Source organism: Streptomyces amritsarensis, from assembly GCF_001953875.1.
Lineage (GTDB): Bacteria > Actinomycetota > Actinomycetes > Streptomycetales > Streptomycetaceae > Streptomyces > Streptomyces amritsarensis.
The window spans coordinates 1-24,479 of sequence record NZ_MQUR01000006.1; the positions used below are offsets into that span (position 1 = coordinate 1).

Annotated in this window: 20 protein-coding genes; 7 read left to right on the top strand and 13 right to left on the bottom strand. The window is 70.8% G+C overall.

Annotated features, from left to right (window positions below):
• The coding region (locus AVW11_RS04160) for an AI-2E family transporter (protein ID WP_076043277.1) at window positions 1-957 on the bottom strand (957 nt) is incomplete at its 3' end.
• A 210-nt stretch (window positions 958-1,167) separates the two neighbouring features.
• Between AVW11_RS04160 and AVW11_RS04165 the strand changes: the two genes are divergently transcribed.
• Complete coding sequence (locus AVW11_RS04165; RefSeq protein ID WP_076043278.1) at window positions 1,168-2,475, top strand: MFS transporter; 1,308 nt, start codon at window positions 1,168-1,170, stop codon at window positions 2,473-2,475.
• Between the two features lie 21 nt (window positions 2,476-2,496).
• On the opposite strand, the gene AVW11_RS37330 is transcribed toward AVW11_RS04165, so the two are convergent.
• From AVW11_RS37330 to AVW11_RS04200, 8 genes are all read right to left on the bottom strand, one after another.
• Window positions 2,497-2,670, bottom strand: a complete 174-nt coding sequence (locus AVW11_RS37330) for a hypothetical protein (protein ID WP_158076114.1) — start codon at window positions 2,668-2,670, stop codon at window positions 2,497-2,499.
• 320 nt (window positions 2,671-2,990) lie between these two features.
• Entirely contained in the window at window positions 2,991-4,502 is a 1,512-nt protein-coding gene (locus tag AVW11_RS04170) for an alpha/beta hydrolase (protein WP_076043279.1), read from the bottom strand.
• 231 nt (window positions 4,503-4,733) lie between these two features.
• Window positions 4,734-5,675, bottom strand: coding sequence for an aldo/keto reductase (locus AVW11_RS04175; protein WP_225884561.1), 942 nt, complete (start codon window positions 5,673-5,675; stop codon window positions 4,734-4,736).
• 111 nt (window positions 5,676-5,786) lie between these two features.
• Entirely contained in the window at window positions 5,787-6,917 is a 1,131-nt protein-coding gene (locus AVW11_RS04180; protein WP_079250507.1) for a S41 family peptidase, read from the bottom strand.
• A 383-nt stretch (window positions 6,918-7,300) separates the two neighbouring features.
• Window positions 7,301-7,474, bottom strand: coding sequence for a hypothetical protein (locus AVW11_RS37335; RefSeq protein WP_158076115.1), 174 nt, complete (start codon window positions 7,472-7,474; stop codon window positions 7,301-7,303).
• Window positions 7,475-7,505: 31 nt separating this feature from the next.
• Window positions 7,506-7,958, bottom strand: coding sequence for a hypothetical protein (locus tag AVW11_RS04185; protein ID WP_076043351.1), 453 nt, complete (start codon window positions 7,956-7,958; stop codon window positions 7,506-7,508).
• Between the two features lie 171 nt (window positions 7,959-8,129).
• Complete coding sequence (locus AVW11_RS04190) at window positions 8,130-9,362, bottom strand: hypothetical protein (protein ID WP_079250515.1); 1,233 nt, start codon at window positions 9,360-9,362, stop codon at window positions 8,130-8,132.
• A gap of 1,083 nt (window positions 9,363-10,445) precedes the next feature.
• Complete coding sequence (locus AVW11_RS04200; protein WP_076043281.1) at window positions 10,446-12,056, bottom strand: alpha/beta hydrolase; 1,611 nt, start codon at window positions 12,054-12,056, stop codon at window positions 10,446-10,448.
• A gap of 483 nt (window positions 12,057-12,539) precedes the next feature.
• On the opposite strand from AVW11_RS04200, the gene AVW11_RS04205 reads away from it, so the two are divergent.
• Window positions 12,540-12,998 carry an RpiB/LacA/LacB family sugar-phosphate isomerase gene (locus tag AVW11_RS04205; protein ID WP_076043282.1) on the top strand — a complete coding sequence of 153 codons (459 nt, stop codon included), beginning with the start codon at window positions 12,540-12,542 and terminating at the stop codon, window positions 12,996-12,998.
• A 295-nt stretch (window positions 12,999-13,293) separates the two neighbouring features.
• On the opposite strand, the gene AVW11_RS04210 is transcribed toward AVW11_RS04205, so the two are convergent.
• On the bottom strand, window positions 13,294-14,547 hold the full coding sequence (locus AVW11_RS04210; RefSeq protein WP_076043283.1) for a protein-glutamine gamma-glutamyltransferase: 1,254 nt from the start codon (window positions 14,545-14,547) through the stop codon (window positions 13,294-13,296).
• Between the two features lie 1,057 nt (window positions 14,548-15,604).
• Window positions 15,605-16,285, bottom strand: coding sequence for an NAD(P)H oxidoreductase (locus AVW11_RS04215; protein ID WP_076043284.1), 681 nt, complete (start codon window positions 16,283-16,285; stop codon window positions 15,605-15,607).
• 110 nt (window positions 16,286-16,395) lie between these two features.
• Between AVW11_RS04215 and AVW11_RS04220 the strand changes: the two genes are divergently transcribed.
• Window positions 16,396-17,325, top strand: coding sequence for an AraC family transcriptional regulator (locus AVW11_RS04220; RefSeq protein WP_076043285.1), 930 nt, complete (start codon window positions 16,396-16,398; stop codon window positions 17,323-17,325).
• A 577-nt stretch (window positions 17,326-17,902) separates the two neighbouring features.
• On the opposite strand, the gene AVW11_RS04225 is transcribed toward AVW11_RS04220, so the two are convergent.
• Complete coding sequence (locus tag AVW11_RS04225) at window positions 17,903-18,895, bottom strand: GlxA family transcriptional regulator (protein ID WP_076043353.1); 993 nt, start codon at window positions 18,893-18,895, stop codon at window positions 17,903-17,905.
• Window positions 18,896-19,383: 488 nt separating this feature from the next.
• Between AVW11_RS04225 and AVW11_RS04230 the strand changes: the two genes are divergently transcribed.
• The 4 genes from AVW11_RS04230 (at window position 19,384) to AVW11_RS04245 (ending at window position 23,731) form a co-directional block, all read left to right on the top strand.
• A complete protein-coding gene (locus AVW11_RS04230) occupies window positions 19,384-19,911 on the top strand; it encodes a DoxX family protein (protein WP_076043286.1) in 528 nt (175 codons plus the stop codon).
• A gap of 133 nt (window positions 19,912-20,044) precedes the next feature.
• Window positions 20,045-21,043 (top strand): endonuclease/exonuclease/phosphatase family protein, encoded by a 999-nt coding sequence (locus tag AVW11_RS04235; protein WP_158076116.1) that lies wholly within the window; start codon window positions 20,045-20,047, stop codon window positions 21,041-21,043.
• A gap of 282 nt (window positions 21,044-21,325) precedes the next feature.
• Window positions 21,326-22,267, top strand: a complete 942-nt coding sequence (locus AVW11_RS04240) for an NAD(P)-dependent oxidoreductase (RefSeq protein ID WP_240528124.1) — start codon at window positions 21,326-21,328, stop codon at window positions 22,265-22,267.
• Window positions 22,268-22,405: 138 nt separating this feature from the next.
• Window positions 22,406-23,731, top strand: coding sequence for an outer membrane protein assembly factor BamB family protein (locus tag AVW11_RS04245; protein WP_076043287.1), 1,326 nt, complete (start codon window positions 22,406-22,408; stop codon window positions 23,729-23,731).
• A 54-nt stretch (window positions 23,732-23,785) separates the two neighbouring features.
• Here AVW11_RS04245 and AVW11_RS04250 read toward each other — a convergent pair whose 3' ends face one another.
• Window positions 23,786-24,016, bottom strand: coding sequence for a hypothetical protein (locus AVW11_RS04250; RefSeq protein WP_060179657.1), 231 nt, complete (start codon window positions 24,014-24,016; stop codon window positions 23,786-23,788).
• Window positions 24,017-24,479: the final 463 nt, after the last annotated feature.

The window sequence follows — 24,479 nt, forward strand, 5'->3', positions numbered from 1 at the left end:
GCCGGCGGCGATCGCACCGGCGACCACCGAGATCGCCACGACCAGCGGATGGAGGCGGACCGCCCGGCTCATGACGAGCGGATGCAGCAGGTGCCCCTCGATCTGGCCGATGACCACGATCAGGGCGACGACGATCCCCGCGACCAGCGGCCCCTTCGCGGCGAGCGCGACGACCGCGGCGACCGCCAGGGCGACCGGCGACCCGATGAGGGGGATGAAGGCCGCGAAGAACTCCAGCAGCGCCAGCGGGACGGCCAGCGGGACCCCGAGGAAGTACAGGGCCAGCCCGACGAGGATCGCGTTCGTCGCCGCGACCACCACGATCCCGTGGGTGTATCCGGTGAAGGTGCGCCAGCCCGCGCGCCCGGCGATCGTCACGCGCCCGCGCGCCGTCTCGGGCAGCTGGTCGCAGAACCACGCCCACTGCCGGTCGCCGCCGTGGAGGAAGAAGAACGAGCAGAAGAGCGCGAGGGCGAGGACGGTCAGGACGTGCACGAGCCGCCCGGCTCCGCTGACCGCCTGGCTGAGCACCGTGGAACGGTGGCTGGAGAGGTACTGGCCGATCCGGGACTGGACATCGGAGAGCGCCTCCGGGTTCAGCCGGAAGGGTGGTTTCTCGAGCCACGCCTCGATGCTGGCCAGACCCTCGCGGAACTCCCCCGCCAGGGTCGTGCTCTCCCCCGCCACCGCCTCCCCGACCAGGGTCAGCACGCCCAGCAGGAGCAGGGCGCTGCCCATGAGGGTGAGGGCGACGGCGGCCGTCCGGGGCACTGCCCGGCCCAGGTACCGGGTCGGCGCCCACAGCAGCGCGGTGACGACGAGACCGAGGAAGACCGCGACGGCGATCTCGTGGAAGCGGCCGAGCAGGGCGAAGACCACGTAGACGGCGGCGCCGACGACCAGCAGGCGCCAGGCGTAGGACGCGGCCGTACGCAGGAACGGTGACACCGGCGGCATGGTCCATGGGTGCCACGGCGGACCCGCGATGCCACGCGCCGCGCCCCGGATTCGCCCGTCCGGGGCGGCCGGCGGGGGGCGGGTGACGGCTGACGGGGGCGGATGTCCGGCAGGGGACGGCACGAGCCCGGCAGGGGCCGGCGCCTCCGGGCAGGGGGCCGGAGAAAACCCTTTGCCGGTGTCGGGGGCGGCCGCGCACGATGGCCTGCCGTGAGCCTTTCCTCCCGATGGACCGCCGTACTGCCCGACCTCGCCCCGTGGCGTTCCAGCCGTGACTTCCGGCTGCTGTTCTACCAGGGGACGGTGACGTACTTCGGGTCCTTCATGGCGATGATCGCGCTGCCGCTGCAGATCAAGCATCTGACGGACTCGCCGCTGGCCGTCGGCGCGATGGGCGCGGTGGAGCTGGTCCCGCTGGTGGTCTTCGGGCTGTACGGCGGCGCGCTCGCGGACGCGGTCGACCGGCGGCGGATGATCCTGCTGACCGAGGCGGCGCTCGGGGTGCTGGCCCTGGTGCTGCTGGTGAACGCGCTGCTGCCGGATCCGCTGCTGTGGCCGCTGTACGTGGTCGCGGCGGGCGTGTCGGCGCTGGCCGGGCTGCAGCGGCCGGCGCTGGACTCACTGATGGCGCGGATCGTGCCGCACGACCAGCTGACCGCGGCGGCCGCGCTGAACGGGCTGCGCTACCAGTTCGGCGCGATCGTCGGCCCGGCGCTGGCCGGCCTGGTCGTCGCCTACGCCGGTCACGCCCCGGCCTATGCCGTCACCGTGGCGGGCTTCCTCGGATCGGTCGTGCTGTGCTCACGGCTGAGCCCGGCTCCGCCCGCCGAGGGCGCCGAGCGTCCGTCGCTGCGCGGGATCGCCGAAGGAGCCCGCTATGCCTGGAGCCGGCCGGTGCTGCTGGGGACGTACGCCGTGGACCTCGCGGCGATGCTCTTCGCCTTCCCGAACACGATCTTCCCGTTCCTCGCGGACGAGCTGGACGCGGTGTGGGCGCTCGGTCTGATGTACGCGGCGGGGGCGGTGGGCTCGATGCTGCTGGGGCTGACGAGCGGCTGGGTGTCCCGGGTGCGCCGGCACGGGCTGCTGGTGGTGTGCGGTGCGACGGTGTGGGGCCTGGCGATCGCGGCGGCCGGCGTGGCGCCCGGCATCTGGCTGGTGCTGGCCTGCCTCGCGGTGGCGGGCGCCGCCGACATGCTGAGCGGGCTGGGCCGCGCCACGATCTGGAACCAGACGATCCCCGAGGAGCTGCGCGGCCGGCTCGCGGGCATCGAGGTGCTCTCGTACAGCGTGGGTCCGCAGCTCGGCCAGGTCCGGGCGGGCAGCATGGCCGGCTGGACCGGGACCCGGCCGGCCTTCTGGAGCGGCGGTCTGGCCTGTGTCGCCTCGGTGGCGGTGCTCGCCGCGCTGCTGCCGAAGCTGATCTCGTACGACGCGGACACCGACGAGGACGCGCTGCGGCGACGGGCCGCGCGGGAGGCCGAGGCGCGCGGTGCGCAGGCCGGCACGGCGGTGTGACGCGGTCCGGGGTGCGGGCCCTCAGCCCTCCTTCTCGGCGAGGATCCGGTCGGCCGCGTAGTGCGGGCAGTTCAGGGCGTGCCAGGTCACCGAGAGGGAGCCCGCCCCCGTCCGCAGCGTGCGCACCGCGCCGTCGGCGGCGGTGGCCTTGCAGAAGGGGCAGATGACGGTTTCCGGGCGTAGCAGATCGAACATGCCCAGTCCTTCCGCAGGTTTCCAACACCGGACCTGTCCAGAACTATCAAATCCGGCGCCATTCGGCCGCAGTACCCACAAGTACGGATGGATATTGCGTGACCTGGGCTCGGCGCGACGGGAACGGGCAGGCGCCCCGAACGGCCGCCACGCCGGCAGGATCCCTTGCGGCGACCGGGAATCCGGTGCCCTCCCGGCGGCGGACGGCCCCGCCGGCCGTCACCCTGGAGGGGGAGGACGTCGTACGGGTTGCGCTGCGTCGCCGTGATGACGACCTCCGGGCGCGGGGCGGCGGCGGGCGGCGGCGGGCGGCCGCGGGCTCAGTTCGCGCAGTGCGTGTCTTCGGTGGGACGCCGGCCGGTGGTGAGGAAGTCGGTGACGGCACGGTCGCCGCACGCGTTGCCGTTGCCGAGGTAGAGCCCGTGCCCGCCCTGCTCGACGGTCACCATGCGGGCGCGGCCGCCGAGGGCCTCGCGCATCTCCAGGGCTCCGAACAGTGGCGTCGCCGGATCCCGGCGGCTTTGGACCATGAGGATGTTGGACGGCCCCCTGTCGGTGATGCGGGTGGGCGCGTCCTCGGGGGCGGTCTTCCAGAAGGAGCAGGGCAGCACGTTGACGGGCATGCCGGCCGTGAGCGGGTACCGGGCGCGGTCCTTGCGCACCGCGGACCGGTAGGCGTCCGCGGACGCGTGCGGCCAGGCCGCGTCGTTGCAGATGACGCCGATCATGACCGCGGCGTCCTCGTCACGGAGGGGCTGCGCGAGCTCGGGCGGGAGCGCGGGGGTTCCCGCCGGGTCCTGGGCGGTCGTGACCAGTCGGGCGAGGCCGGGAAAGGCGGTGTCGCCGTAGAGGGCGTTCTGGACGGCCTGGCGGAGCCCGTTGCCGGTCAGGGGCACGCCGGGCGTGGTCGAGGGGCGCGGTTCCCGGTCGAGCCGGGCCGCGAGCGCCACGACGAGCGGTTCGACCTCTTCGGGCCGTGCGGCCAGCCGCAGGCCGTCCCGGTCCCGGTCGGGGTGGGCCGCCCAGGCCGCGAAGTCGGGGAAGCGCTCGTCGGCGCCCCGCGACATGTTCGCCAGCCAGCCGCGGGCGACCCGCTGCGGGTCGGGGTCGCCCGTGCTGTCGAGGACCCAGCGGTCGGTGCGCCGCGGGAACTTCTGCGCGTACTGGGCCGCCACGTACGCCCCGTACGAGGTACCCCAGGCGGAGAGTCTGCGCTCGCCGAGGGCCTCACGGAGGCGGTCCAGGTCCCGGACCTGGTTGGCGGTGGTGAAGCTGCGCAGTTCGGGACCCCCGTTGCGGGCGCAGGCCTCGGCGGTGCGGCGGGAGCGGGCGGTGTTGTCCGTGATCTCCCCGTCCGGGCCCGGCCAGGACCGCAGGCTGGTCAGGTACCGGTCCTCGGGGGCGAGGCCGCAGCGGGCGGTGGTGCTGGCGCCCACCCCGCGCGGGTCGAAGGCGACGAGGTCGTAGGCGCCGGCCAGCTCCCGCTGGAGGGCTGCGCCCTTCTGTGCCAGGCGCTGCACGCCGGATCCGCCCGGGCCGCCGGGGATCACGGCGAGCGTGCCGCGGCGGGCCGCGGGGCGGTCGCTGAGGACGCGGGACACGGCGACGTGGATCTGCCGGCCGTCGGGGTCGTCGTAGTCGAGCGGGACGGGCAGGACCGCGCACTCCTGGGCGGCGGGTCCGCCGGGTGTGGCGCAGGGCTTCCAGTCGAGCCGCGGGACCGCGGTCGCGGCGGGCCGGGCGACGGCCGGGGCGGCGGTCGCCGTGAGACCCGCCGCCACGGTGGCGGCGGCGAGGGCGAGGAGCAGGGCCTGCTTCGGGTAGGTCGTCATGGCGCAAGCCTCGTGGAGCACGCGCCGGGGCCCCATCCGGCAGCCCGGTCGGACCGTGGTGGGGCCAACCCCCCTCACGGAGGCGCCGGTTTACGGCCGGCCCCGCCTTGGAGGCACCGGTTTACGGCCGGTCCCACCACGGAGGCGCCGGTTTGCCGCCCGGCCCGCCACGGAGGCGCCGGTTTACGGCCGACCCCCTCACCGAGGCGCCGGTCTGCCGGTGTTCCGCCCCTACGGCAGGGGGACGCCGCGGGCCGTGACCCAGAGCTCGTACCACTCCTCGTGCGTGAGGTCGGGTTCGCGCCGGGCCGCGTCGCGGCAGGCCCGGATCCGGTCGGGGCGGGCGGTGCCGATGACCGGTGCGATCCGCGCCGGGTGCCGCATCAGCCACCACAGCAGGACGGTTTCGGGCGTCGTGCCCTTGCGCCGGGCCAGCTCGGCCAGCAGATCGGCGGTGGCCCGCTCGGCCGGCGTCTGCTGGCGGCCGGTGAAGCGTCCTTGGGCCAGCGCGCCCCAGGCCTGGAGACGGATGCCGTGGTCGCGGCAGTGTTCCAGGGTGCCGAAGGGGAAGCCGTTGGCGGTGCGGGCGGGGGTGTTGAGCAGGACCCCGGCCTCCACCCAGTCGCGGCTGTGCAGGCTCATCTCCAACTGGTTGGCCACGAGCGGCTGCGCCAGCCGGGCCTGGAGGTGGGCGATCTGGGCGGCACCCATGTTGGACACGCCGAAGCGCCGTACGAGGCCCTGCCGGTGCAGGGAGGTCAGCGCGGAGGCGAGTGCGTCCACGTCCGCCAGGGGGTCGGGGCGGTGCAGCAGCAGGACGTCGATCACGTCGGTCCGCAGCCGGGTGAGGCTCTCCTCCACGCGTCGTGTGACGGTCTCCGCACGCAGGTCGTACATGCCCGGGCGGTCCTCGTCGCCGAGCCGGATTCCGCACTTGGTCTGGAGCGTGATGCGGTCGCGCAGTCCGGGCGTCCGCGCGAGGACCTCGCCGAACACGGCCTCGGACTTGCCGTGCCGGTAGATGTCGGCGTGGTCGAAGACGGTGATCCCGCTGTCGAGAGCCGCCTCGACGGCCGCCTCGGCGGCATCGATGTCGCCGGGTCCGTACGGCTGCGGATCCCAGCTCCCGCCAAGGCCCATGCACCCGTACAGCACCCGGTCGTCGTCACTCATGCCCACATCCTCGCTCGTCACCCCGCCACCCTAGGGTGGCGCCCTGCCGATCATGCCGGGAGGGCCTCCGCGGGCGCCCACGGGATGCTGTTGCCTTGTCGTCGCCGCCGGTCACTGCCTGCACGCGGGCCGGGACTCCAGCCACTCGCGGGCCTCGTCGATCACCGGGTCATCGGCACCCCAGCGCATGTCGCGGTCGGTGAAGGCCACGCGGACGTCGGGCGCGATGGGGGCATTGACGTACCGGCGGCCGGTCCGGTCCATGTCGGCGGCTGAGGTGATGAGCAGGAGTGCGCCGTCGTGAAGCGGGTAGGCCGCGTTTCCCGTCGCCAGCCCGGCCGTGGGGAGTCCGAAGCTCCGGCTCTCCGGTCGGCCGCGGAAGGCGATCAGGGCGGCTTCGCCGGCGCTCGCGGTTCTGGGGCCCGTCAGGACGGCGACCGGCGGCCGGGGCCGTTTAAGTACGTAGGCGTTGTGCGTCACGTAGTCCTCGACGCCGTCCTGGCCCGTTTCGATGCTCGGCGGGAGGTCCTTGGGGATGACCTTGCCGCCGACGGACAGCCGCCCCTTGTCCAGCGCCCACGCGGCCTGGTTGCCGTCCGCGTCCACGAAGGCGCCGAGGCGCCCGTCCCCCACCAGCGGCGCCAGGACGTCGAGCTTGGGCCAGATGGCTCCGCCGCTGTCCGCGCGCAGGTCGACGATCCACCCGCAGGGTCGCGACGCGTCGAGCGTGCGAACCACCTGGGCGCCGGCCTTGGCATAGCCCGGGATCCTGTCGGTGGTCGGCAGCGACACATAGCCGACCTCCTGTCCGACGAGACGGCCGCGGGGCACCGGCGGTGGTACCCCGGTGTCGGGTGCCTCTGCCTCGGGGGACGGGTTGAATTCGGCCGCCTGGGCGGGCCGCAGGAAGACGGTGTGCGGGTTGTCGACGGCTGCGACGGCGAGGTCGATCGCGTCGTAGGTGTCGGCGGTGGTCTTGGCGCCCGCGGCTTCGGCGAACGCCCGACGCCGCACTTCCGGCCAGTCGACCTTCTTGGTGTCCATCGAGTTGTCCTGGAGCAGGTCCAGGACGCGGGTCAGGTACAGCTCCGCGGCCGCCGACATCTCCGCGGGGGGCTGTGGCGACGGGGCGGCGGCCGCAGGGGGCGCGGCGAAGGCGTGGGAGGACACGGAAACGGTCCCCAGGGCCAGGGCGGCCGATGCGGTGAGCAGGACGAGACGCCGGGCGGGGTGGCCGTTCATCAGGGTGTGCTCCTTGTGCCGGGAGGGTGGGCGAGCCGTTTCGGCTGCTCTTCCATTGCGCCCGGCCGCCCCCGTCACGTCATGCCGCTGGAACCCGTGGCTTGACAGCCTCCGAGCAGCGCCGAACCCCACCGCCTGCACCGCCACCGCGTCCCTGCCGTTCACCCCGGCCGGCTGTGACAGAGCGGTGCAGTCGGCCCGCTTGACCAACTACACCGCTCACCAGCGCCGGGTCGAGGGCTTCGCCGAGGATCGCGCGGGTCGAAGAGTTCATTGCGAGGGACTGTTCCCCTCGAAGTCGCCCAGGTTGATGAAGCTCACCCGGTCCTCCCAGACGTCCCACGTCACATGCTTCCGGGCGCCCCAGTAGTAGGTCTCGTAACTCATGAGATCGCCCTATGCTGATCAGGCTGGCCGAACACCGTCAGGAACTCCTCGTACGAGGCCAAGTGTGCGAAGTCTTCGATGACCTCGTCCAGCGTCAGGCTCCGTCCATCAGCGTCGTAACACTCGCTTTCGATGTTGGTCCCACCGCAGTACCGGGCGATGAGGCGCACGGGCCAAGACTGACGCGCAGGCGGCCATGGATCAGTGGAACCAAACGACGAGGCGTACGTTCTCCGCTCCGTGGACTTCGCTGAGGATGCTCATGACGTTCCAGACCCGGCCCCAGTCGGTGTCGCCCCCTGCGGCTGAGGCGCGGGTTCGTGTGCCTGAGGCGTTGGTTTCCTGCCAGTCCGCGTTCTCCAGCTCGGCCCAGGAAAGCCAGGTGGTCCCCTGCACATCGTGGGGGCCGCCGTAGCCGGCGACCACGCTGCGCAGCCCGTCCGAGGCGTCGTCCGGGAAGCCACGATCTTCGGCCAGGGGACGAAAGGCGTAGGAGTTTCGGATTCCGAAGAGGCAGGCCAGGCCGTCGTAGGCGTTGCCTCTGTTGAGGAGCAAGAGATCGATGCCGACCTCCCACACGGAGTCCTCGTCGTCGGGTCCCCATAGGCGGGCCCCCGGCCTGCATTCGATCATTCCGCTGACATCGGTCGACATGGAGAGATCCTGCCTGCGCAGGCCAGGAGCCAGCATCTACATTCCGCGCGCGTGCGTACGCGGACCGGTCGAGACCCTGGCTTATCCGGTCCGCAGACCCCATAGGGACGCTTCCTGCGGGGGCCCTCGGGGTCCCTCGGACTCAGACTCCGCCGGCGCAACGTCAGCGTTTCAGCTCAGCAGAGGATTGCCCTGGAGGTTCCCTTCCCCGCACGGCCAGGGACCCTCTGCCAGGGGCCCCAGCGGTGTACGGAAAACCAGGACCTCGTTGTCCAGGGAGACGGCAACGCTGCCTTCGCTTAGCAGTAGCGCACGACCGATGACGGTGCGGCTGTCGTCCATGGCGAACAGTTCGTGTCCGGCGAGGTCCGCGTCCACGGCGAGCAGCTTGCCGTCGCGCCAGAACACCGTGGTTCCCTCGCAGTCCATCGCGGGGTGGGACGTGTAGTAGCCCGTCAGCGCAGGCCCGTCCACGAGGGTGTTGTCCGGTGTGAGCCGCCGGAAGCGTGATCTCGACGGCAGGTGATTTTCGAGCTCGGGCCCGCTGACGCTGCCGTTCCTGTCGACGAGCATGGCCCCCTGGCTGGCCCAGCTCGCGGTTTCAGCGCCGTCGCGGCCGTAGAGACTGGTCATGAACGCGCCGTAGCCCTGGGATCCGATCAGGAACTGGCCAGGTCCCGCTATCGCCTTTCTGCCGGTGGGAGCGGGAGAGGTGGCCGAAATGGTCTCGCCGCTCTCCAGATTGAGGAAGAACGTCCGCCCGATGCCGCCCCGTGTGTCGGTGAAGCTGGCTGCGATCCGGTCTGCCGAGACGAGCAGGGGCTCCCAGTGGTCTACGCCGATCTCCTCCGGGACCCAAGGTCTACGCGGTTGGATCTCCCATCCGGTCCGGTCTCCCATCTCCACCACACCCGGGAACGACACCGCACCGAGCACGATCGGTGTGGACCAGAGGCACTCGCCTTCGCGCGTGTACCGGGCCACGCGAGGCTCCGGTACAGACGTGGACCGGCTTCGTTCTCCACGGACCAGGCGGGAAGCGCTGACCCAGGAGATGACGAACCCGTCGTCGAGGAGGACGAATGCCCCGACCTCCTCGTCCAGGTGGCGCTCCGGGCGGGTGGAGGGCCCAGTGGATCCGTCCGGCAGAACACCTTCCAGGAGCCGACCGCCGCTATCCGGGTAGGCGACCCACAGTATGCCGTCCGTGGACAGACGGGATTGCGGCCTGCCTGTCCCTGGGTAGCTCCGCTGCCACGCCACCTTGCCAGAGAGATCGACCCTCGTGATGACGGTCGTCAGGGGATCCGCACCGTAGCTGGTCACGGTCAGCGGTCCGGAGGGATCTGCCGCGGCCACAGCTCGGACCTGGCCCGGCAGGGTGAAACGCGATGAGAGGGTCATGCGCCGCATCTTGCCGCATGCCTCCGCGTGCAGTGGTTGGCCCTATGCAGCGCCGTCGGCCAACTGAAATGGTTCGGGCAACCCTCGTCCTCAGAGCCGAGGCTGACTGGGGCAATACCGCCCCATCATGGGCCCCGTCACCTGGGCGAGGCACCTCGCGGGTCGCCTTCGCTGTCGGCGATAGCGATCTCGGCGACGCGGTGAAGGGCATCGTGGTACGCCACGGCGTGTTGGATCGTCGCGTCCCGCCACAGTGATCGGCTCGGTGCGTCGAGCTCGTCGAGCGGGGTGGTCCAGTGCTCAGGCAGGACTGCGGGGATGGTGCAGGGGTCGAGTCTGCCCCGGTGGGTGGCCGGCTGGGGAAAGAAGGCAGACCCCGCGGAGCACCACGGTCATCGTGGGCAAGCAGTGGGAAGCGTGCTGCCGGAGCCGGATGTGGGCGGTGCTCGTCGACGACAGGGCGGACAGCAGCAGCACGAGGGTGTGGTGCCCGTTCGGGTCATCGAGGATCGCCATGGTGAGGGCCATCGGGGTCGCTGCTGAGAGCGGGCCGGCGGGCGGGTGCCCGAAGGTGCGAGCGGCCCGTCCATCCCCCAGCGCCGTTGTCCGCTCAGCTTGCGGGAAATTGCGCTCGCCCCAGTGGAGCAGGAAGCGGGTGCCGACAGCCGGAGAACGACGGATCGCCTCGCCTTCCACGATCGACGCTCCGAGCAGTCCGCGACCCCGGGCCGACGGGCCGTCAGCCGGGGCTGCGAGACTGCCCTCGTGAGCATCATGCGCCGCCCTCTCGGGCACGGACCGGACCCCCTCGACGGCCAAGAGGTGCGTGCGGTTCGTGGCCGTACCGCCGCTGAGCGGGCCGCCGAGGAAATTCCCCAGCGGCCGACCCCGCGTACGAAGCCCGGCTCCAAGTCTCCGCGGCGCAGCCTCGGAGCCGGTCCCGGGGCCTGAACGCACCCTTGAGCGACACCAGGCTCTCTGGCTCCTCCTGCTTACGCGGCCGAAGTCCGGAACAGGCTCTGATGCGTTCGCCGCCGCCGGGCAGGGCCGAGAAGGGTCAGACGGTGCGTGAACCGCGGGCCGCTATCCCGCCTGCTTGACGCAGGTTTGGTCCCTCGCCGGCAGCTTGCCGGTGGCCAGGTACCGGTTGACCTGGTCGTCCACGCACGCGTTGCCGTAGTGCCCGTAGAGGGCGTGCCGGTTGGCGCCCTCGAGGGTGACCAGCCTGGAGCTCGGCAGCTGCTTGTGCAGCTCGACACTTCCCTTGTACGTCGTACGCGGGTCACCGGTGGCGGCGACGATCAGGGCAGGGGCATCGCGCCGCACCCGGGTGGGCTCTTCGCGCGGCGAGTCCCAGAAGGCGCACGGGTTGATGTTGTTGGTCAGAGCGCCGAACAGCGGGTGCGCGGTGCGGTTGCGCTCGATGTCCCGCCAGTAGACCTCGGGATCGCGCGCGGTGGCCACGTCCCCGCAGATGACGGCGGACTGCGCGCCGGTGGGCTCGCCCTCACCGCGCAGCACGTACCGGAGCTCCGGGACGAGCATCGGCGGCACCGTCGTCGGCCGGCCCTCCGCGGCTTCGGCCAGTACGGAAACCAGCTCGCCGAACGACGCCCGCGCCGGGGCGGTGTCGTCCGCGATGCCCGAGAAGAGGAGGAGCGGCACCTGGCTGTCGTCGATCCGGAAGGCATCGGCGCCGGCGCCGATGGTCAGCGGACCGCGCGCGGCCGCCGCGGCGATGCGGTCGACGGCGGCGAGTACCTCGGCGCGGCTGCGGCCGAGGCCGTATGTGGCGTGGTGCTCCGCGGCCCAGGCTGCCCAGTCGGACAGCGCCTTCTCGTTCTCGCGCTCGGTGCCCTTCAACAGCCGGGGGCGGTAGTCGCTCGGGTTGATCGCCCCGTCCAGCACCATCCGGTCGTGGCGGCCGGGGAACATCTGCGTGTAGACCGTGCCCAGGTAGGTGCCGTACGAGTAGCCCAGGTAGGAGATCTTCCGTTCGCCGAGGGTGCCGCGGATGACATCCATGTCGCGGGCCGTGTTGCGGGTGGTGATGTGCGGGAGCACCGCGGCGTCGGTGGCCCGGCACTTGTCGGCGAAGCTCTTCTGCAGGGCGACCTGGCGGTCGAAGCCCGCCCGGCCGGTGCCGGCGGACAGCCAGGTCATGCCGACGGGCAAGCCGCAGTCCAGCGCGGTGCTGCGCCCGATGAAGCGTGGGTCGAAGCCGATGATGTCGTAGCGCGCGCCGACCTCCTTCATCGACGCACGGGCCTGCGGCGGGGACTGGAGCGCGGGACCGCCCGGACCGCCGTTGTTGAGGAGGATCGCGCCGATGCGGTGGCGGGTGTCGGTGGCCTTGAGCCGGGAGATCGCCACGGTGATCGTGCGCCCCCGGGGGTCGGCGTAGTCCAGGGGCACGGTCACGTCCGCGCACTGCACGCCTGCCTGGTCCAGATCGCGGCCCATGGTGTCGTCGGGCCCCTCGATGCAGCTGCCCCAGCCGAGGTGCTGGCGGTAGTACCGGTCCAGTCCAGCCCTGGAGCTGTCCTGGGCGGGGGTCTCGGCGGCCGTGGCCAGGACCGGAAAGGACGTGAGGCAGGCGGCGAGGGTGAGGCCCACGGCCAAGGCGCGGCGTGCGGCGGGGCTGACAGTGGTAACGGGGTCTCCTTGAGCATCGTCCGCTTCGTGTGATCGCATGCCCCGAGGCTAGGAACCCGCCTGGTACGGCGCATCGCCCAAGGGCACGAGGACCCCGGTCCCGTCCACCCCTGGTCCGGGACCTGCGGCCCGGTCCGGTCTCCTCCTCAGTGAGGAGACCGCCGGCGGGGCTGCGCTGAGGGTTGTCGCTGTTGTCGCTGTTGCCGACACGCGTCTCAGCAGTACCAGCCCAGCCCGGCGACATGCCGGTAGTCCCCCGCATACAGCTTGGTGGGATCGTTCACGGCCCTGTGCCGGTACCGGCGGGGGGTCCGGGCGAGGATCTGTGCGGCAATAGCTTCCGCATCGAAGCCAAGAGGACGTCGTCGGTTTCGCGGGCGGGACTCACCGTCGGCCTCCAATGTGCAGGGGGCGCTGGGCGCCGCCGGTCGTGCCGCTGCGGATGATCTGGCCGGAGCGCTGCGTCTGGCCCGGCCGGGCTGCTTCAGCGGTGTCGCGCAAACGGCTGGGTAGTCTCGGGGCATGCGGATCGCTGTTTCCTCGGACATGGACGAACCCGTGGCTCGCGCACTTCTCGGGCAGCTACGCGAGCGCGGACACGACGTGATGGCGTACGGGGCCCTCAGCCCCGGCGATGATCCGCAATGGGCGGCCTGCTCGGAGGCTGCGGCCCGCGAGGTCGCCGCCGGGAACGCCGACCAGGCGGTCGTATGCTGCTGGACCGGTACGGGCGCGTCGATCGCAGCGAACAAGGTCCCCGGCGTACGCGCGGCCCTGTGCACCGATGCCTACACGGCGGACGGTGCGCGCCGCTGGAACGACGCCAACGTGCTCGCCCTCAGCCTGCGCCTGACCTCGCAGCCGCTGCTCAAGGAGATCCTCGACGCCTGGTTCGCCGCCGAGGCGAGCGCGGACGCCGAGGACCGGGAGAACGTGGCGCGTGTCAATCGGCTCGATCACACGAAACCCGCACCGGAATGAGGCGGTGACACCGACGGCGGCCGAGGGGCGCTCGCGCCCCTCGGGGCGTCCCGCCGGTCGGAGGCCGTGGCCGTCCAGGGGCTCCTGGGAACGGCTTCCACGAGGCGCGGCTGCGCAGTTGCGCCAACAGCGCGGCCACCCCCTGCGGCGGCACCGACGTTGGCCGACGGCCGAGTGACTGCGCGGGGCGCACCCGAGGCGGGTGTCGAGGACTGCCGTTCGACAGCGCCGAGGAGCGGCCCGAGCTGCGTCCGACGTCGGTTGCACTCAATCCCGCTCGTGAAGGGGCGGGTTGTTACGGCCAGCCCTGCTTCACCTTGGCGGGTGCGGTGTTCCAGCTCTTCGGTATGAACGTGACGACGTAGGTTCCGCGGTCGAAGTCCGTGTATCCGGAGGACCAGTTGCGGAACTTGCTCTCGTACACCTGCATGGGCCCCATGCCGCCTTCCGGCGAGTGGTAGTGGTTGGCGTGGGTCCATATGGTGTCGTCAGGGTTTGTTTCCTTCTGGTCCCCGAACCAGCCGTAGTCGAAGTTGACATAGCTTTCGCCGGGCTTCGCGGGGCTGCGGGAGGTGTTGCGGTCCTTCGACATGTCGACGAGGCCTGTGTTCTGGTGGGGGCGGAAGGCGTCGGGGTCGCCGTACTTCCGCTTGTCGGAGGAGCTTCGGGGGTCCTGCCCGCTCCAGAAGTGTTTCGAGTAGATGACCGCCTTCATCTTGGACGGGTCGTGGTTGCCCCCGTTCCTGTCCTTGAAGGAAGGCGTGTTCCTCAGGGCCGCGTAGAAGGGTGAACGGCTGTCCTCGGCGGCGAGAGCGTCGCCGTTCTTGGTGAGCTCTGCCTTGAGGTTGGTCAGGTAGGCACTCTCGTCATGGGCGCTTTCCAGTGCCTTGTTCATGACGGATGCCACATCCCGGGCCCGGTTGAAGCCCTTTGCCTCGTCAAAGCTCTGCTTGGCGATGCGCCCCTCGAACTCCGCCCGCGTCTCGCCCGGCCGTGGGCTGGTGTTCTCCAGCGCATGCCTGTGCTTCTCCTCGTCGAAGGACGCAAAGGCCAGTTTGTTCGTCGGGTAGGGACCTGAATTCACCCAGGTGACGCCGACGCACCCGTAGGACAGCTGCTCCCGCTGCTGTTCCGTCATCTGCCGCACTCGGCCGTCGCGGTGGCTGTAGACCTGCTGCCACTTGCGTATGTAGTTGCTGATGCCGGTGGTGGCCCTGCCTCCATGGGCGCGGTACGCGTCGGGCATGCGCTCCAGTGGCTCGGCGGGCGGTGTCACCCTGTCGCCCACGGCGGTGGAGGCCCTGAGGGATTCGGTGGCGCTCGGCAGGTCCCCGCCGGGGGGCTTGGCCGATCGGCCCAGGTCCAGGGCCTTTTCGTTCAGCGCGTTGATGAGTCGTATGTCGTCCGCTGTCAGGCCGTTCGCGTCGGCATAGGAACCCTTGCCGTCGCCGGTACCGCCGGCTGCCTGACTGACGGACGGCGCGAGACCAGCGGTGCACAGCACGATGCCTGCGGTGGTGAGAGCGAGTAACCCTGAACGTTTGTACATGAAAGCCTGGAATTCCTTTCGTTGAAAAGTGAAATGAGGGAGCGCGAGCGTCTGTGCGGCGGGAGAAAAGCCCCGGAATCCGGTTCGCGCTGCCGACTCCCGCCCATGACTTGATGCGTCCGGGCGCGGCAAGGGACCGGAACCGGCCGGGATTTCACTGCACCTGCGCGGTCCTCAAATGGACAGTCAGGTCGTGCGAGAAGTGATCATGTCCCGACGCCGATTCATCGACAACACTGCGGCTCCACATTCGGCCAACGGCCCGGTGAGGTGGAATTCGGTCATGCGGGCCGGGCCTGCGCTGCGCCGGTACGTGCACGGGCAGCGTCCTTGCGACCGGTGCCACGCGGTCCGCGGTGCGACCGGAGCCGGCCGCCTCGAACAGCCCCGCGGAAAGGTCTGCGGCGGCGCTGTCAGCGGCGCCGGGGAATGTCGGACGGTGGCGGCGCCCCGGGCGCCGGAGGTCCGGGCGACGTATACGGAGCTTCGGCCCGACGCGGCTCGGCTCGCAGGGAGGACCGCAAGGTCTTCGCCACTCTTCCTTGCGGACCTCGGCCGGCTCACTGCCGACCCCGCCCCGCCATGAGCCGTCGCCTTCCGTAGAACGGCCGGTTAAGCGCTCTGTGTGCGCAATGCACATGGGGCTGCCGGCCCGGCGTCACCTCCGAATCGACCTGCCGGTCCTGGAGGTGGTCACCTTCAGGACCGGCAGATCCCGGCCGTCGTCCCGGCCGGCCGCTTCCCCGCCGAGGCCGGCCGGGCCGTCCGCGAGCGGTAGCACGTCCAGAACCGGGGCTCAGCCGCGGGCGACTGACGGGGAGTCGATCAGACGGCCACCGGCTCGTGTGCGGCGGCCTCACGGTCCGGGCCGGCGGCGGCCTGAACCCGCGTAACGCACGTGCTGCGGCAGGGCCCCGTACGGCGCCGGATCCCCCGGCGGCGCAGCGCTCGACCGGCAGACGGCCGGATCACCCCCCGCGCATCCGCCGGTGCGAGGCGGGCCCCCGTCCCGCAGGGACGGCCGCTGTGCCAGCCCGCGGGATCCGGGGGGAGGGCGTCAGACAGCGACGGGTTCGTCCGCGAGGAACTCCTCGACGAGCTTGCGTGCCCGGCGGTCGAAATCGGCGTACTGCGCCTCCCGCTCGGCGCCGGCGACGGCTTCGCCGACCAGCAGATTGCCCTCGGCGTCGATGCGTTGCGGTCGCTCCTCCGCGTCCAGGAGCAGGCCTACGGTGGAGCGGGAGAAGCCGCAGTAGTAGGCGATCCCGTCGCTCAGGTTGGCTTCGAGGACGGACTGCATCGACTCGGCGACGGGATCGTCGGCGGTGGCGCCGGCCAGGGCCAGCCACAGCATGCGCTTGCCCGCCAGGCGGGGCTTGCTGCGGCCGTAGGCGAACCCGTAGTTCCATACACGGTCGATCCATCCCTTGAGGACGGCGGGCACGCTCTGCCAGTACACGGGGAAGACGGCGACGACGACATCGGCGTCGAGGATCCGCCGCATGTGGGCGTGCGTCTCGTCCGAGTACGGCTTCTCGCGGTTGCCCCAGTCCGGCTGGTCCTCCACGTTCATCCGCGGGTCGAACCCCTCGGCGTGCAGGTCGAGCAGGTCGATGCGGTATCCGGCGGCCTCGAGTCGGGCCGCCGCGCGGCGGGCGGTGTGGGCGGTGAGGGAATCGCTGCGGTGGTGCGCGACGACCACGAGGGCCGTCCTGGTGTCACTGCTGTGCTGCGGCACGGTGTCTCCCGGGGATTCGATCTGTGCGGTGAGTCCAGTACAACCGCGGCACCGTGGATGATCCATGGGAGAAACTCTCCAGGGCATAGGAGATCGTCTACGATTGCGCTGTGGATCCTCTGAGTTCACTGCTGAGCGGTATCCGGGCCGAGGGCTCGGTCGTCAGTCATGCCGTCCTGACGGCGCCCTGGAGCATCACCTTCGCCGACGCCGCACCGCTCACGATGGTCAGCGTGCTGCGCGGAGGCGGCACACTGCTGCTGTCCGACGGCACCGAGCGGGCGATCTGCGCGGGCGACACGGCCGTCGTCCGGGGCCCGGCACGGTTCCGCCTCGCGGACGAGCCGTCCACCGTCCACCGCCCCCACACCGCGTACGAGATCAACTGCTTCGCCCCGGACGCCGCTTGCACCGGGCAGGAACTCGACGGCATCCAGTGGGGCACCGGCCCGGAAGGAGCGACCGCGCTGATCGTGGGCGCCTACCGCGCCTCGGGGCACCGCCACGAACGGCTCCTGCGCGCCCTGCCGCCCGTCCTGGTCATCGCCGAGGACGCCGAGGTCTGCGCCTGGCTGGAGAGCTCCGCCGCCGACGCCGCCCGGCTCTCCGCCGGTTCGCAGGCGCTGATGGACCGACTCCTCGACTGGGCTCTGGTGTGCACACTGCGCACCTGGTTCGACCGGGCGGGCGCGGAGGCACCCGGCTGGTACCGCGGCCTCGCCGACCCGGTCCTCGCCCCTGCCTTGCACGCCTTCCACGGGCGGCCCGCCGAGAGTTGGACGGTGGCGTCGCTGGCCGCTCAGGCCGGCGTCTCCCGGGCCCTGTTCGCGCGCCGCTTCACCGAGCTGATGGGCCGGCCGCCCCTCGCCTACCTCACCGAGTGCCGCATGGACGACGCCGAGGCGCTCCTGGCCGACACCGACCTCAGCATCGCCCAGATCGCCAAGACCGTCGGCTACGCCGACGCCTTCGGCTTCAGCACCGCCTTCAAACGCCACAAGGGCCTCAGCCCCAGCATGTTCCGCACCACGGCTGCATGAGTCACGGCGCGCGGCCGCACAGGCACCGGCCGCCCCACGATCCGGCCCGCGGCACGACACCGCGTCGTCATGCCGCAGCCCCGGGCGTCGAGGAGCCGGTGCGGCGCGGGGGCCGCCGGTCGAGGTAGGAACGCCGGCACGAGGGCCGCCGAAACCCCGGCCCACCACACAGCCGCACTGTTACGCGGCCGGCGCCGCAGCTGCACGGCAACCACGAGCGGCATGCATGCCAGAACAGTGCCGAGGAGCGCCACGCACACCGGCGTGAACATCCCACCGAACTCCGGCACCAGCACAGAGGTGTCGGCCCAGACGAACGTCCCCACCAGACCCGCGACTATCACCGCGAACGCCGACCACGACACACCGTCGGGCCGGCAGCCCAACCCCCCTTCCTGCAAAATCCCCCCAAATTGAGCGCGTTCAATTCTGGTGGATGTAGCGGTTCCAGCCACCCAGCGACAACAGGGCATGACCCATAACGACCTTGAGGCGACCGAATGGCGCGGCCAACGACGCGGCCATGCCCGTGGCAGTCAGCTGCCGAGCCATCTCTAGCAGGAGAGGGCCGGCTCGGTCAGGCGGGGAGCATTTCGGCGCCCGGCGTGCGCGTTCCCGACGCGTCGTGCCGGAAGGAGCGGCGGTAGGCGGCGGGTGTGGTGTGCAGGAGCGCGTGGAAACGCCGGCGGAGGTTGGCGGCCGAGGACAGGCCGGTCCTGGTGGCGATGGTCTCTACGGCCAGATCCGTTTCCTCCAGGAGGGCCCGGGCCGCCATCACCCGCTGTCGCAGCAGCCAGTTGCCAGGGCTCGTACCCAACTGCTCGGCGAACCTGCGGGCGAGCGTGCGCGTGGAGACGGCACCGAACGAGGCGAGGTCGTCGACGGAGAGCGGCTCGTGCAGACGCTCGGCAGCCCAATCCAGCACGGGAGCCAGGGAGTCGGGAGTCCGGTTGGTGAGGGGGAGCGTGGCGTACTGCAGCTGGCCACCCTCGCGATGAGGTGGCATGACCATGTGCCGGGCGACTTGGTTCGCGTAGGCGGCGCCCTGGTCCGTGCGGATCAGGTGCAGGCACAGGTCGATGCCCGCGGCCGTGCCCGCACTCGTGGCGACGTCGCCCAGGTCGACGTAGAGCACGTCCGGCTCGACCTGGATCCGGGGGTGCCGCGCGGCGAGCTCGTCGGCCAAGCGCCAGTGAGTGGTCGCCTTGCGCCCCTCCAGCAGTCCGGCCTCGGCGAGCAAAAAGGCGGCGGAGCACAACCCGACGATACGGGCACCGCGGCGATGCGCCCGCCGTAGCGCGTCCACGACACCGGTCGAGGGAGGGCTCGCGCGCTCCACCCAGCCGGGGATGAGAACCGTCTGCGCGTGCTGCACTGCCGACAACCCGAGCGTGACCGCCATATCGTAGCCGGCCAGCGTGGGCACGGGTCCGGGCCGCTCGGTGCAGACGTCGAACGTGTAGCGGGAAGGCAGACCGGGCCGGTTCAGGCCGAAGACCTCGGCTGCGCTGGCCAGCTCGAACGTGGACTGCGGTGGTAAGAGAAGGCACACCACGCGGTGAAGACTCATGGCAGAAAAGTATCTCTGCATGTCAATCCTGACTCTGGGGCGGAGGCGGATCGGCCGCGAGCATGATCTACGTGACCCAAGAACCCGTCGTACAGACCGTCCTGTCGATGGCATCGGCCCGACCTGCGTCGTCTGCGTCATCGCCCGCAGGCGCCGCCCGCGACGCTGTGGGTGCGTGGGTGGGTGTACGACTTCGCCGCGCGGCGCGACGGTGCGAGGAGGACGTGTCCGAGACGACGGAAAACGCGCTGTCCGGCGAGTTCATGGACTGCGGCTGGCACCTTACGGCGGGGGGCCACGTGGTGTTCGCGCCGGGCAACGCGCGCCGTCCGCGCACGGAGATCAGGGCGTGCAGGGTCGGGATCACCCCTCCCCGGGTGACCGGTCGGCGGCTCCCGCCGGAGCGCTTCCGCGGAGTACTGCCATCCCGGGCATGTGCACCGGCCGAGCGCGACCGGCGGAACCACCAGTGAAGGGACTCTCCTCTCATGTTCGGCACACTCATGCTCATCACCGTCCCCGCCGTGCTGTTCCGGCTGCTCGGTGCACTCGGCGTCGGACGGTTCGCGACCTGGCGGGTGTCCGTTCTGCACGGCCTCGCGGTCATGCTGGTGTTAACGGCGAGCGCGCACTTCCTCCCATCCGCCGTCGGCCCCGTGCCCGGCCACCACGACCTGGTAGCCATGGTCCCGCCGTACGTACCGCTCCCCCGCCTCGCGGTCTACGCGACGGGTGTGCTGGAACTCCTCGGCGCCGCCGGACTCGTCCTCTACAGGACCCGGCGGTCGGCCGGGCTCGGCCTCGCCGCGCTGTTCGTGCTGATGCTCCCGGCCAACGTCCACGCGGCCGTCGAGCACATCCCGCTCGGCGGGGAACCGGCGACGCCGCTGTGGTTCCGGATTCCCGAGCAGGTGGTCTTCATCTGCGTCGCGCTGTGGGCCCGGCTCCCGGGGCGCGCCGCAGCCGGCCCGGACCACCGGTCCGGCGGGGTCCCGGGCTTAGACGTCGCGCAGTGACGGTTGCGCGAGCCGGGGCTCACACCGCCGTGACCACCGCACAGATCCACCGGCGGCTGACCGAGGGTCCGACTGCTCTGTCGGGATACGGCAGTCGTTCGTGCTTATCCGAATGATCATGAAAGGGTTCATTATGCGCAAGGCACTCCGAGCGCTCTTCGCAGCGTTTCTCCTCATAGGACTGGTGATCGCTTCCGGGTCCGGTCCCGCACAGGCCGACACTCCCGATGCGCAGAACTGGCCGAGGCCGAGGTTCATCAGCTACAACGTCTGCGGCGCGGCGTGCGCCATGTACGAGGGGTCCAAGGACGCCTGGCGCAACAAGATCGTGAACGCCATGGACGGCTGGGACGCCGATCTGGTGATGCTGCAGGAGATGTGCTACGGGCAGTGGACCCTGCTGCGCGACTCGCTGGAGGACCGCCCCGCCGGCAACAAGTACGACTCGGTCTGGGGCGCGACACTGCCGTCCACGAGCGGGTGTGCAAAGTGGGGCGACGACACGCGTTATGGTCTGGCCATCTTCGCCAAGGGTGCGCCCGGGACGATCAACAACGGCACTCGGTCCGTCAACTTCCTTCCCGAGGAGACACCGGGAGAGGATCGTATCCTCCTGTGCGCCCGGGCGACCGTCACAGGGCGCACAGTCCGTGCATGCAACACACACATCGACTACTCGTACAAGGTGATCGCCGATCCGGACCCCAAGGTGCCCCCGACGATCCACAACAACCCCAGGGCTCAGATCCAGAAGGTTGCCGACATCACCAGGGGTTTTGCCAACGGTGGCGACCCGGTGGTCCTCGCGGGTGACTTCAACCAGCTCCCCAAGGACGTGGACATGGCACCCCTCTACGCCCACGGTGGTGGCACCGGAGTGTTTCAGGAAGCCGACGAGAACGACAAGGACTACTTCACCGGAGCCGACTGTCCGCAGAGCGGGGATCGCTGCCGTAGCGGTGAAGCAACCGCCGAGCCCGGGTGTTCGCCCAAGGCCAGCGAGCCTGGGAAGATCGATTACATCTTCCTGAGCTACTACTGGTTCACCACCGTCCGCGGTGACTCCGCAGCCTGCACTCCGGGTATGTCGGACCATCACCTCCTGCGCGGCGCCGCCGCCTGGGAGCACTGACGCAGCAACCGCAGCCCACCGGGTCGCGCCGGGCCGGTCAGCTTGTTCCCCTCGGCCCGGGTCCACCCGCGGTGGCGTCAGCCGAGCCAACCGCTCGTTTCGGTGGCCCGGCTGCCGAGCGGAGCAGCCGCCTCCCGATCATGAGGGGCGCCGGGGGAACGCCCTCTGCTTGTGCAAGGGCCACGTCCTGTACACGCACCGTGACCACCCATCAGATCGGATGACGGATCGTTCCAGGCCCGGGGGGGGGACAGTCGCCCCCACGTGTGACGGACGACCCGGTTGGCCGATGACCGAACCATGTGGAATACGGAGACGACGACCATGAACGAGCAAGCCCCCCGGTCCGCTGAGGCCACACCTGTCACCGTCATCGGCCTCGGCTCGATGGGCCGGGCGATCGCGGGGGCATTCCTCGCGGGCGGGCACCCCACGACCGTCTGGAACCGAACGGCCTCCAAGGCCGCCGTCCTCGCCTCGAAGGGCGCATCCCTCGCCCCGACCGCCGCCGAGGCGGTCGAGGCCGGCGAACTCGTTGTCGTCTGCGTACTGGACCGGGACGCGGCCCAGGAGATCCTGCACCCTGTCACCGACCGGCTGGCCGGGCGCAGCCTCCTCATGCTGACCAGCCTCTCCCCCGCGGAGGCCAACGAGACCTCCGCGTGGGCGGCCCGGGAGAGCATCGCGTTCCTCGGCGGCGCCATCATGGCCACCCCGGACCTGATCGGAAACCCTGAAGAGGCGTCGCTGCTGTATGCCGGTTCGTCGGCCGTCTTCGAATTGCACCGGGCAGCGCTCGAACTGCTGGGCACCTCGACGTACCTCGGTGACGTCGCCGCCCGTGCGTCGCTCCTGGAAACGGGCCTGTTGGCGTCGATGTACTCAATGTTCGCCGGCTTCTTCCACGGTGCCGCGCTCGTAGGAACGCAAGGCGTCACAGCCGAGGAGTTCACGGCACTCGCCCTTCCGTGGCTGAAGGCCATGACCACCTTCCTGCCCGGTCAGGCGGAGTTCATCGACAAGGGTGACTACACCACCGACGTGCAAAGCCTGGCGTTCAACAAAGGCGGCCTGGACCACATCATGCGCATCAGTGAGCACCAGGGAATCGGCACCGATATCATGAAGCCCATCGCCGAACTCATCGACCGCCAGGTGGCAGCGGGCCATGGTTCCGATAGCCTCGCCCGGCTGATCGAGGGAATTAGGACTCCCAAGGCGTGACGTCCTGGGCCTGATCTCGTCGTCGGTTTCGCGCTCTGCCCTGGTCGGATTCCGTGGGCGGCGAAATCCACATGGGCACCTCTCCGTACCTCGTCGAAGCCGCCGACTCCCTGGATCTGGACGGCCGGATCCTCGCCCTTGATCTGTCGTCCGCGCCGGCTTCCCTGCTCCTGGCGGCCGCAGCGCTGGCCTGCCCACGGCGCGGCAGCATGGCCGACTCAGGTCGGCTGCCGCATCGAAGACGACAAGGGCCAGCACGCAGCCAGCAGCCTGCTGGAAGCGGATCCGGGCCAAAGCCTCCTGCCGGGGGCGAAGCCCCTATGGGAGGCCCCGTACGAGCGCGGCGATTCCGACCACGGCAACGGGGCCTTCCTGGTCGGCGACAGCGTCGTCCGCAGCCGCTTCGACGGTGTCACGGCCTTCGACGTACGGACAGGGCGTAAGCGCTGGGAGTACCAGATACCTGGGCGCGCGGACCTCTGCACCATCAGCCACACCGACGGTACGATCGCCCTGATCTCCTACGGCGAGGCAGGGCCCAAAAACTCCAGCGTTGCCGCAGACACCAGCTGTGGCACCCTTGCCGCACTCGACGTCAGCACCGGCCGCGAGCTGTGGCAGACCACCCGCGTACCGGGATCAGAGGCGGCCGTTACCGGCCGCATCACCTCCGGAGGCGGACTCGGTGTGATCCTCGACGGCGACGACAGCCCGCTGACGGGCGCGCAGTCGTCCGGCTCCCACGCCGTCCGTGCCTTCGATCTGCTGACGGGCGCCGCGCGTTGGCAGGCTGCGGTGCCCGAGGGCTGCGTCACAGGCAAGGTGGTCGCCGGGCCGAGGGATGTCCTCGGCGCCCTCTCCTGCACTGGTGAGGTGAAACTCGCCGCGTTCGCCCCCGCCGATGGCAAAGTGCGATGGATCGTGCCCCTCGATGCCCGCCGGGGCGTGGCCGAGGCGAGCGTGAGCTTCCTGTCGGCCGATCCGCCCGTGGTCTGGGTTCAGGACCGGAAACAGAGCGGAATACGGGCCATCCTCACGTTCAGCTCAGACGGGCAGCCGCAGTCCCGCATCGACAATGCCGGCCCCTACGGCGACCTCAAGTGGGCAGCCGTCGACGGAGGACGGGTCATCACGGCTGCCGACTACCAGGGCAGCCAGTCCACGCTCAAGCAGCTCGTCGCCTTCGACCTGGCCACGGGCCAGGAGCGATGGCGCGAGAACCTCGGCAACGTCGACGGGTTCGAAGACCTGTACGCGGAGGGCAACCGGGTGACGGTCATCACCACCTCCTCCAAGTACGACGACCGCTACTACGTCTTCGACGCCGCCACGGGCGACGAGGAGGACGACCGCGGCATCCGCGACTACGCGAGCGGTGTGTCCGTGCTCCACCACAAAGGCCTGCTCATCACCGTCCGATGGGGCGCGAGGGAGCGCCCCATCTCCGTGTACGAGCGCTGGTAACCCCCTGCCGGTACCCGAGCGCGTGTCAGAGGTCCGTCACGGCGGCCGTGGCGGTCAGCTGCTTGGTGATGTCGCCCAGAAGGCGGCCAGCGGCTCGGGCAGCGGTACTGCCTTGTCGCGTACGAGGAACAGGTGGGCGTTCCAGTCCGCAAGCGGCCCGGTCAGATCAATGTCCGCCTCGTACAGGGGCCGGTCGTCGATCGTCGCCCAGCCCAGCGGGTATTCGGCGGCGCCGCGCCATCCGCACGCGCACCGCCCGGAGCGCCGTGCGGCGATGCGCCCCAACTGAGTCGGCCCACGCCTCGCGCCAGGACACGTCGGTTGGCCGTCACGAGTTGCGCACCGGCGCCCGCGCCCACCTCGCCACCGCCTACGGCACCCGCACCGCCGACGGACGGCTCACCGCCTGGTCTCTCGGCGCGCAGAGCATGGTCGCCCGCGCCGAGAACCGCTACGAGACCGCCCTCGCCTACGCCGAGCGGGCCGTCACCCACGCTCCCGCCGGCCTGCCCAGGGCGCAGGCACACGCCTGGGCGGAGCTGACCTCGCTCGCCGGACTCGGACGGGAACGGGAAGCCGACGCCGCGCTCGCCGCGGCCCGCCGGGAACTCGAAGCCGACCCCGTCGGGTTCGCCGCCGGGCGGTTCGGATTCGACGCCGCCGAGTACAGCCTTCTCCAGGCGGAGACAGCGATCGTTCTCGGGCGCCACGAACAGGCTCGCAGCACCGCCGAGGTCTCCATCGCGGT

Coding starts and splice junctions, on each gene's coding strand:
- AVW11_RS04235 (WP_158076116.1), top strand. CDS start 20,045: ATGCGCAAGGCACTCCGAGCGCTCTTCGCAGCGTTTCTCCTCATAGGA.
- AVW11_RS04230 (WP_076043286.1), top strand. CDS start 19,384: ATGTTCGGCACACTCATGCTCATCACCGTCCCCGCCGTGCTGTTCCGG.
- AVW11_RS04180 (WP_079250507.1), bottom strand. CDS start 6,917: ATGAACGGCCACCCCGCCCGGCGTCTCGTCCTGCTCACCGCATCGGCC.
- AVW11_RS04170 (WP_076043279.1), bottom strand. CDS start 4,502: ATGACGACCTACCCGAAGCAGGCCCTGCTCCTCGCCCTCGCCGCCGCC.
- AVW11_RS04205 (WP_076043282.1), top strand. CDS start 12,540: ATGCGGATCGCTGTTTCCTCGGACATGGACGAACCCGTGGCTCGCGCA.
- AVW11_RS04225 (WP_076043353.1), bottom strand. CDS start 18,895: ATGAGTCTTCACCGCGTGGTGTGCCTTCTCTTACCACCGCAGTCCACG.
- AVW11_RS04210 (WP_076043283.1), bottom strand. CDS start 14,547: ATGTACAAACGTTCAGGGTTACTCGCTCTCACCACCGCAGGCATCGTG.
- AVW11_RS04200 (WP_076043281.1), bottom strand. CDS start 12,056: ATGCGATCACACGAAGCGGACGATGCTCAAGGAGACCCCGTTACCACT.
- AVW11_RS04185 (WP_076043351.1), bottom strand. CDS start 7,958: ATGTCGACCGATGTCAGCGGAATGATCGAATGCAGGCCGGGGGCCCGC.
- AVW11_RS04175 (WP_225884561.1), bottom strand. CDS start 5,675: ATGAGTGACGACGACCGGGTGCTGTACGGGTGCATGGGCCTTGGCGGG.
- AVW11_RS04190 (WP_079250515.1), bottom strand. CDS start 9,362: ATGACCCTCTCATCGCGTTTCACCCTGCCGGGCCAGGTCCGAGCTGTG.
- AVW11_RS37330 (WP_158076114.1), bottom strand. CDS start 2,670: ATGTTCGATCTGCTACGCCCGGAAACCGTCATCTGCCCCTTCTGCAAG.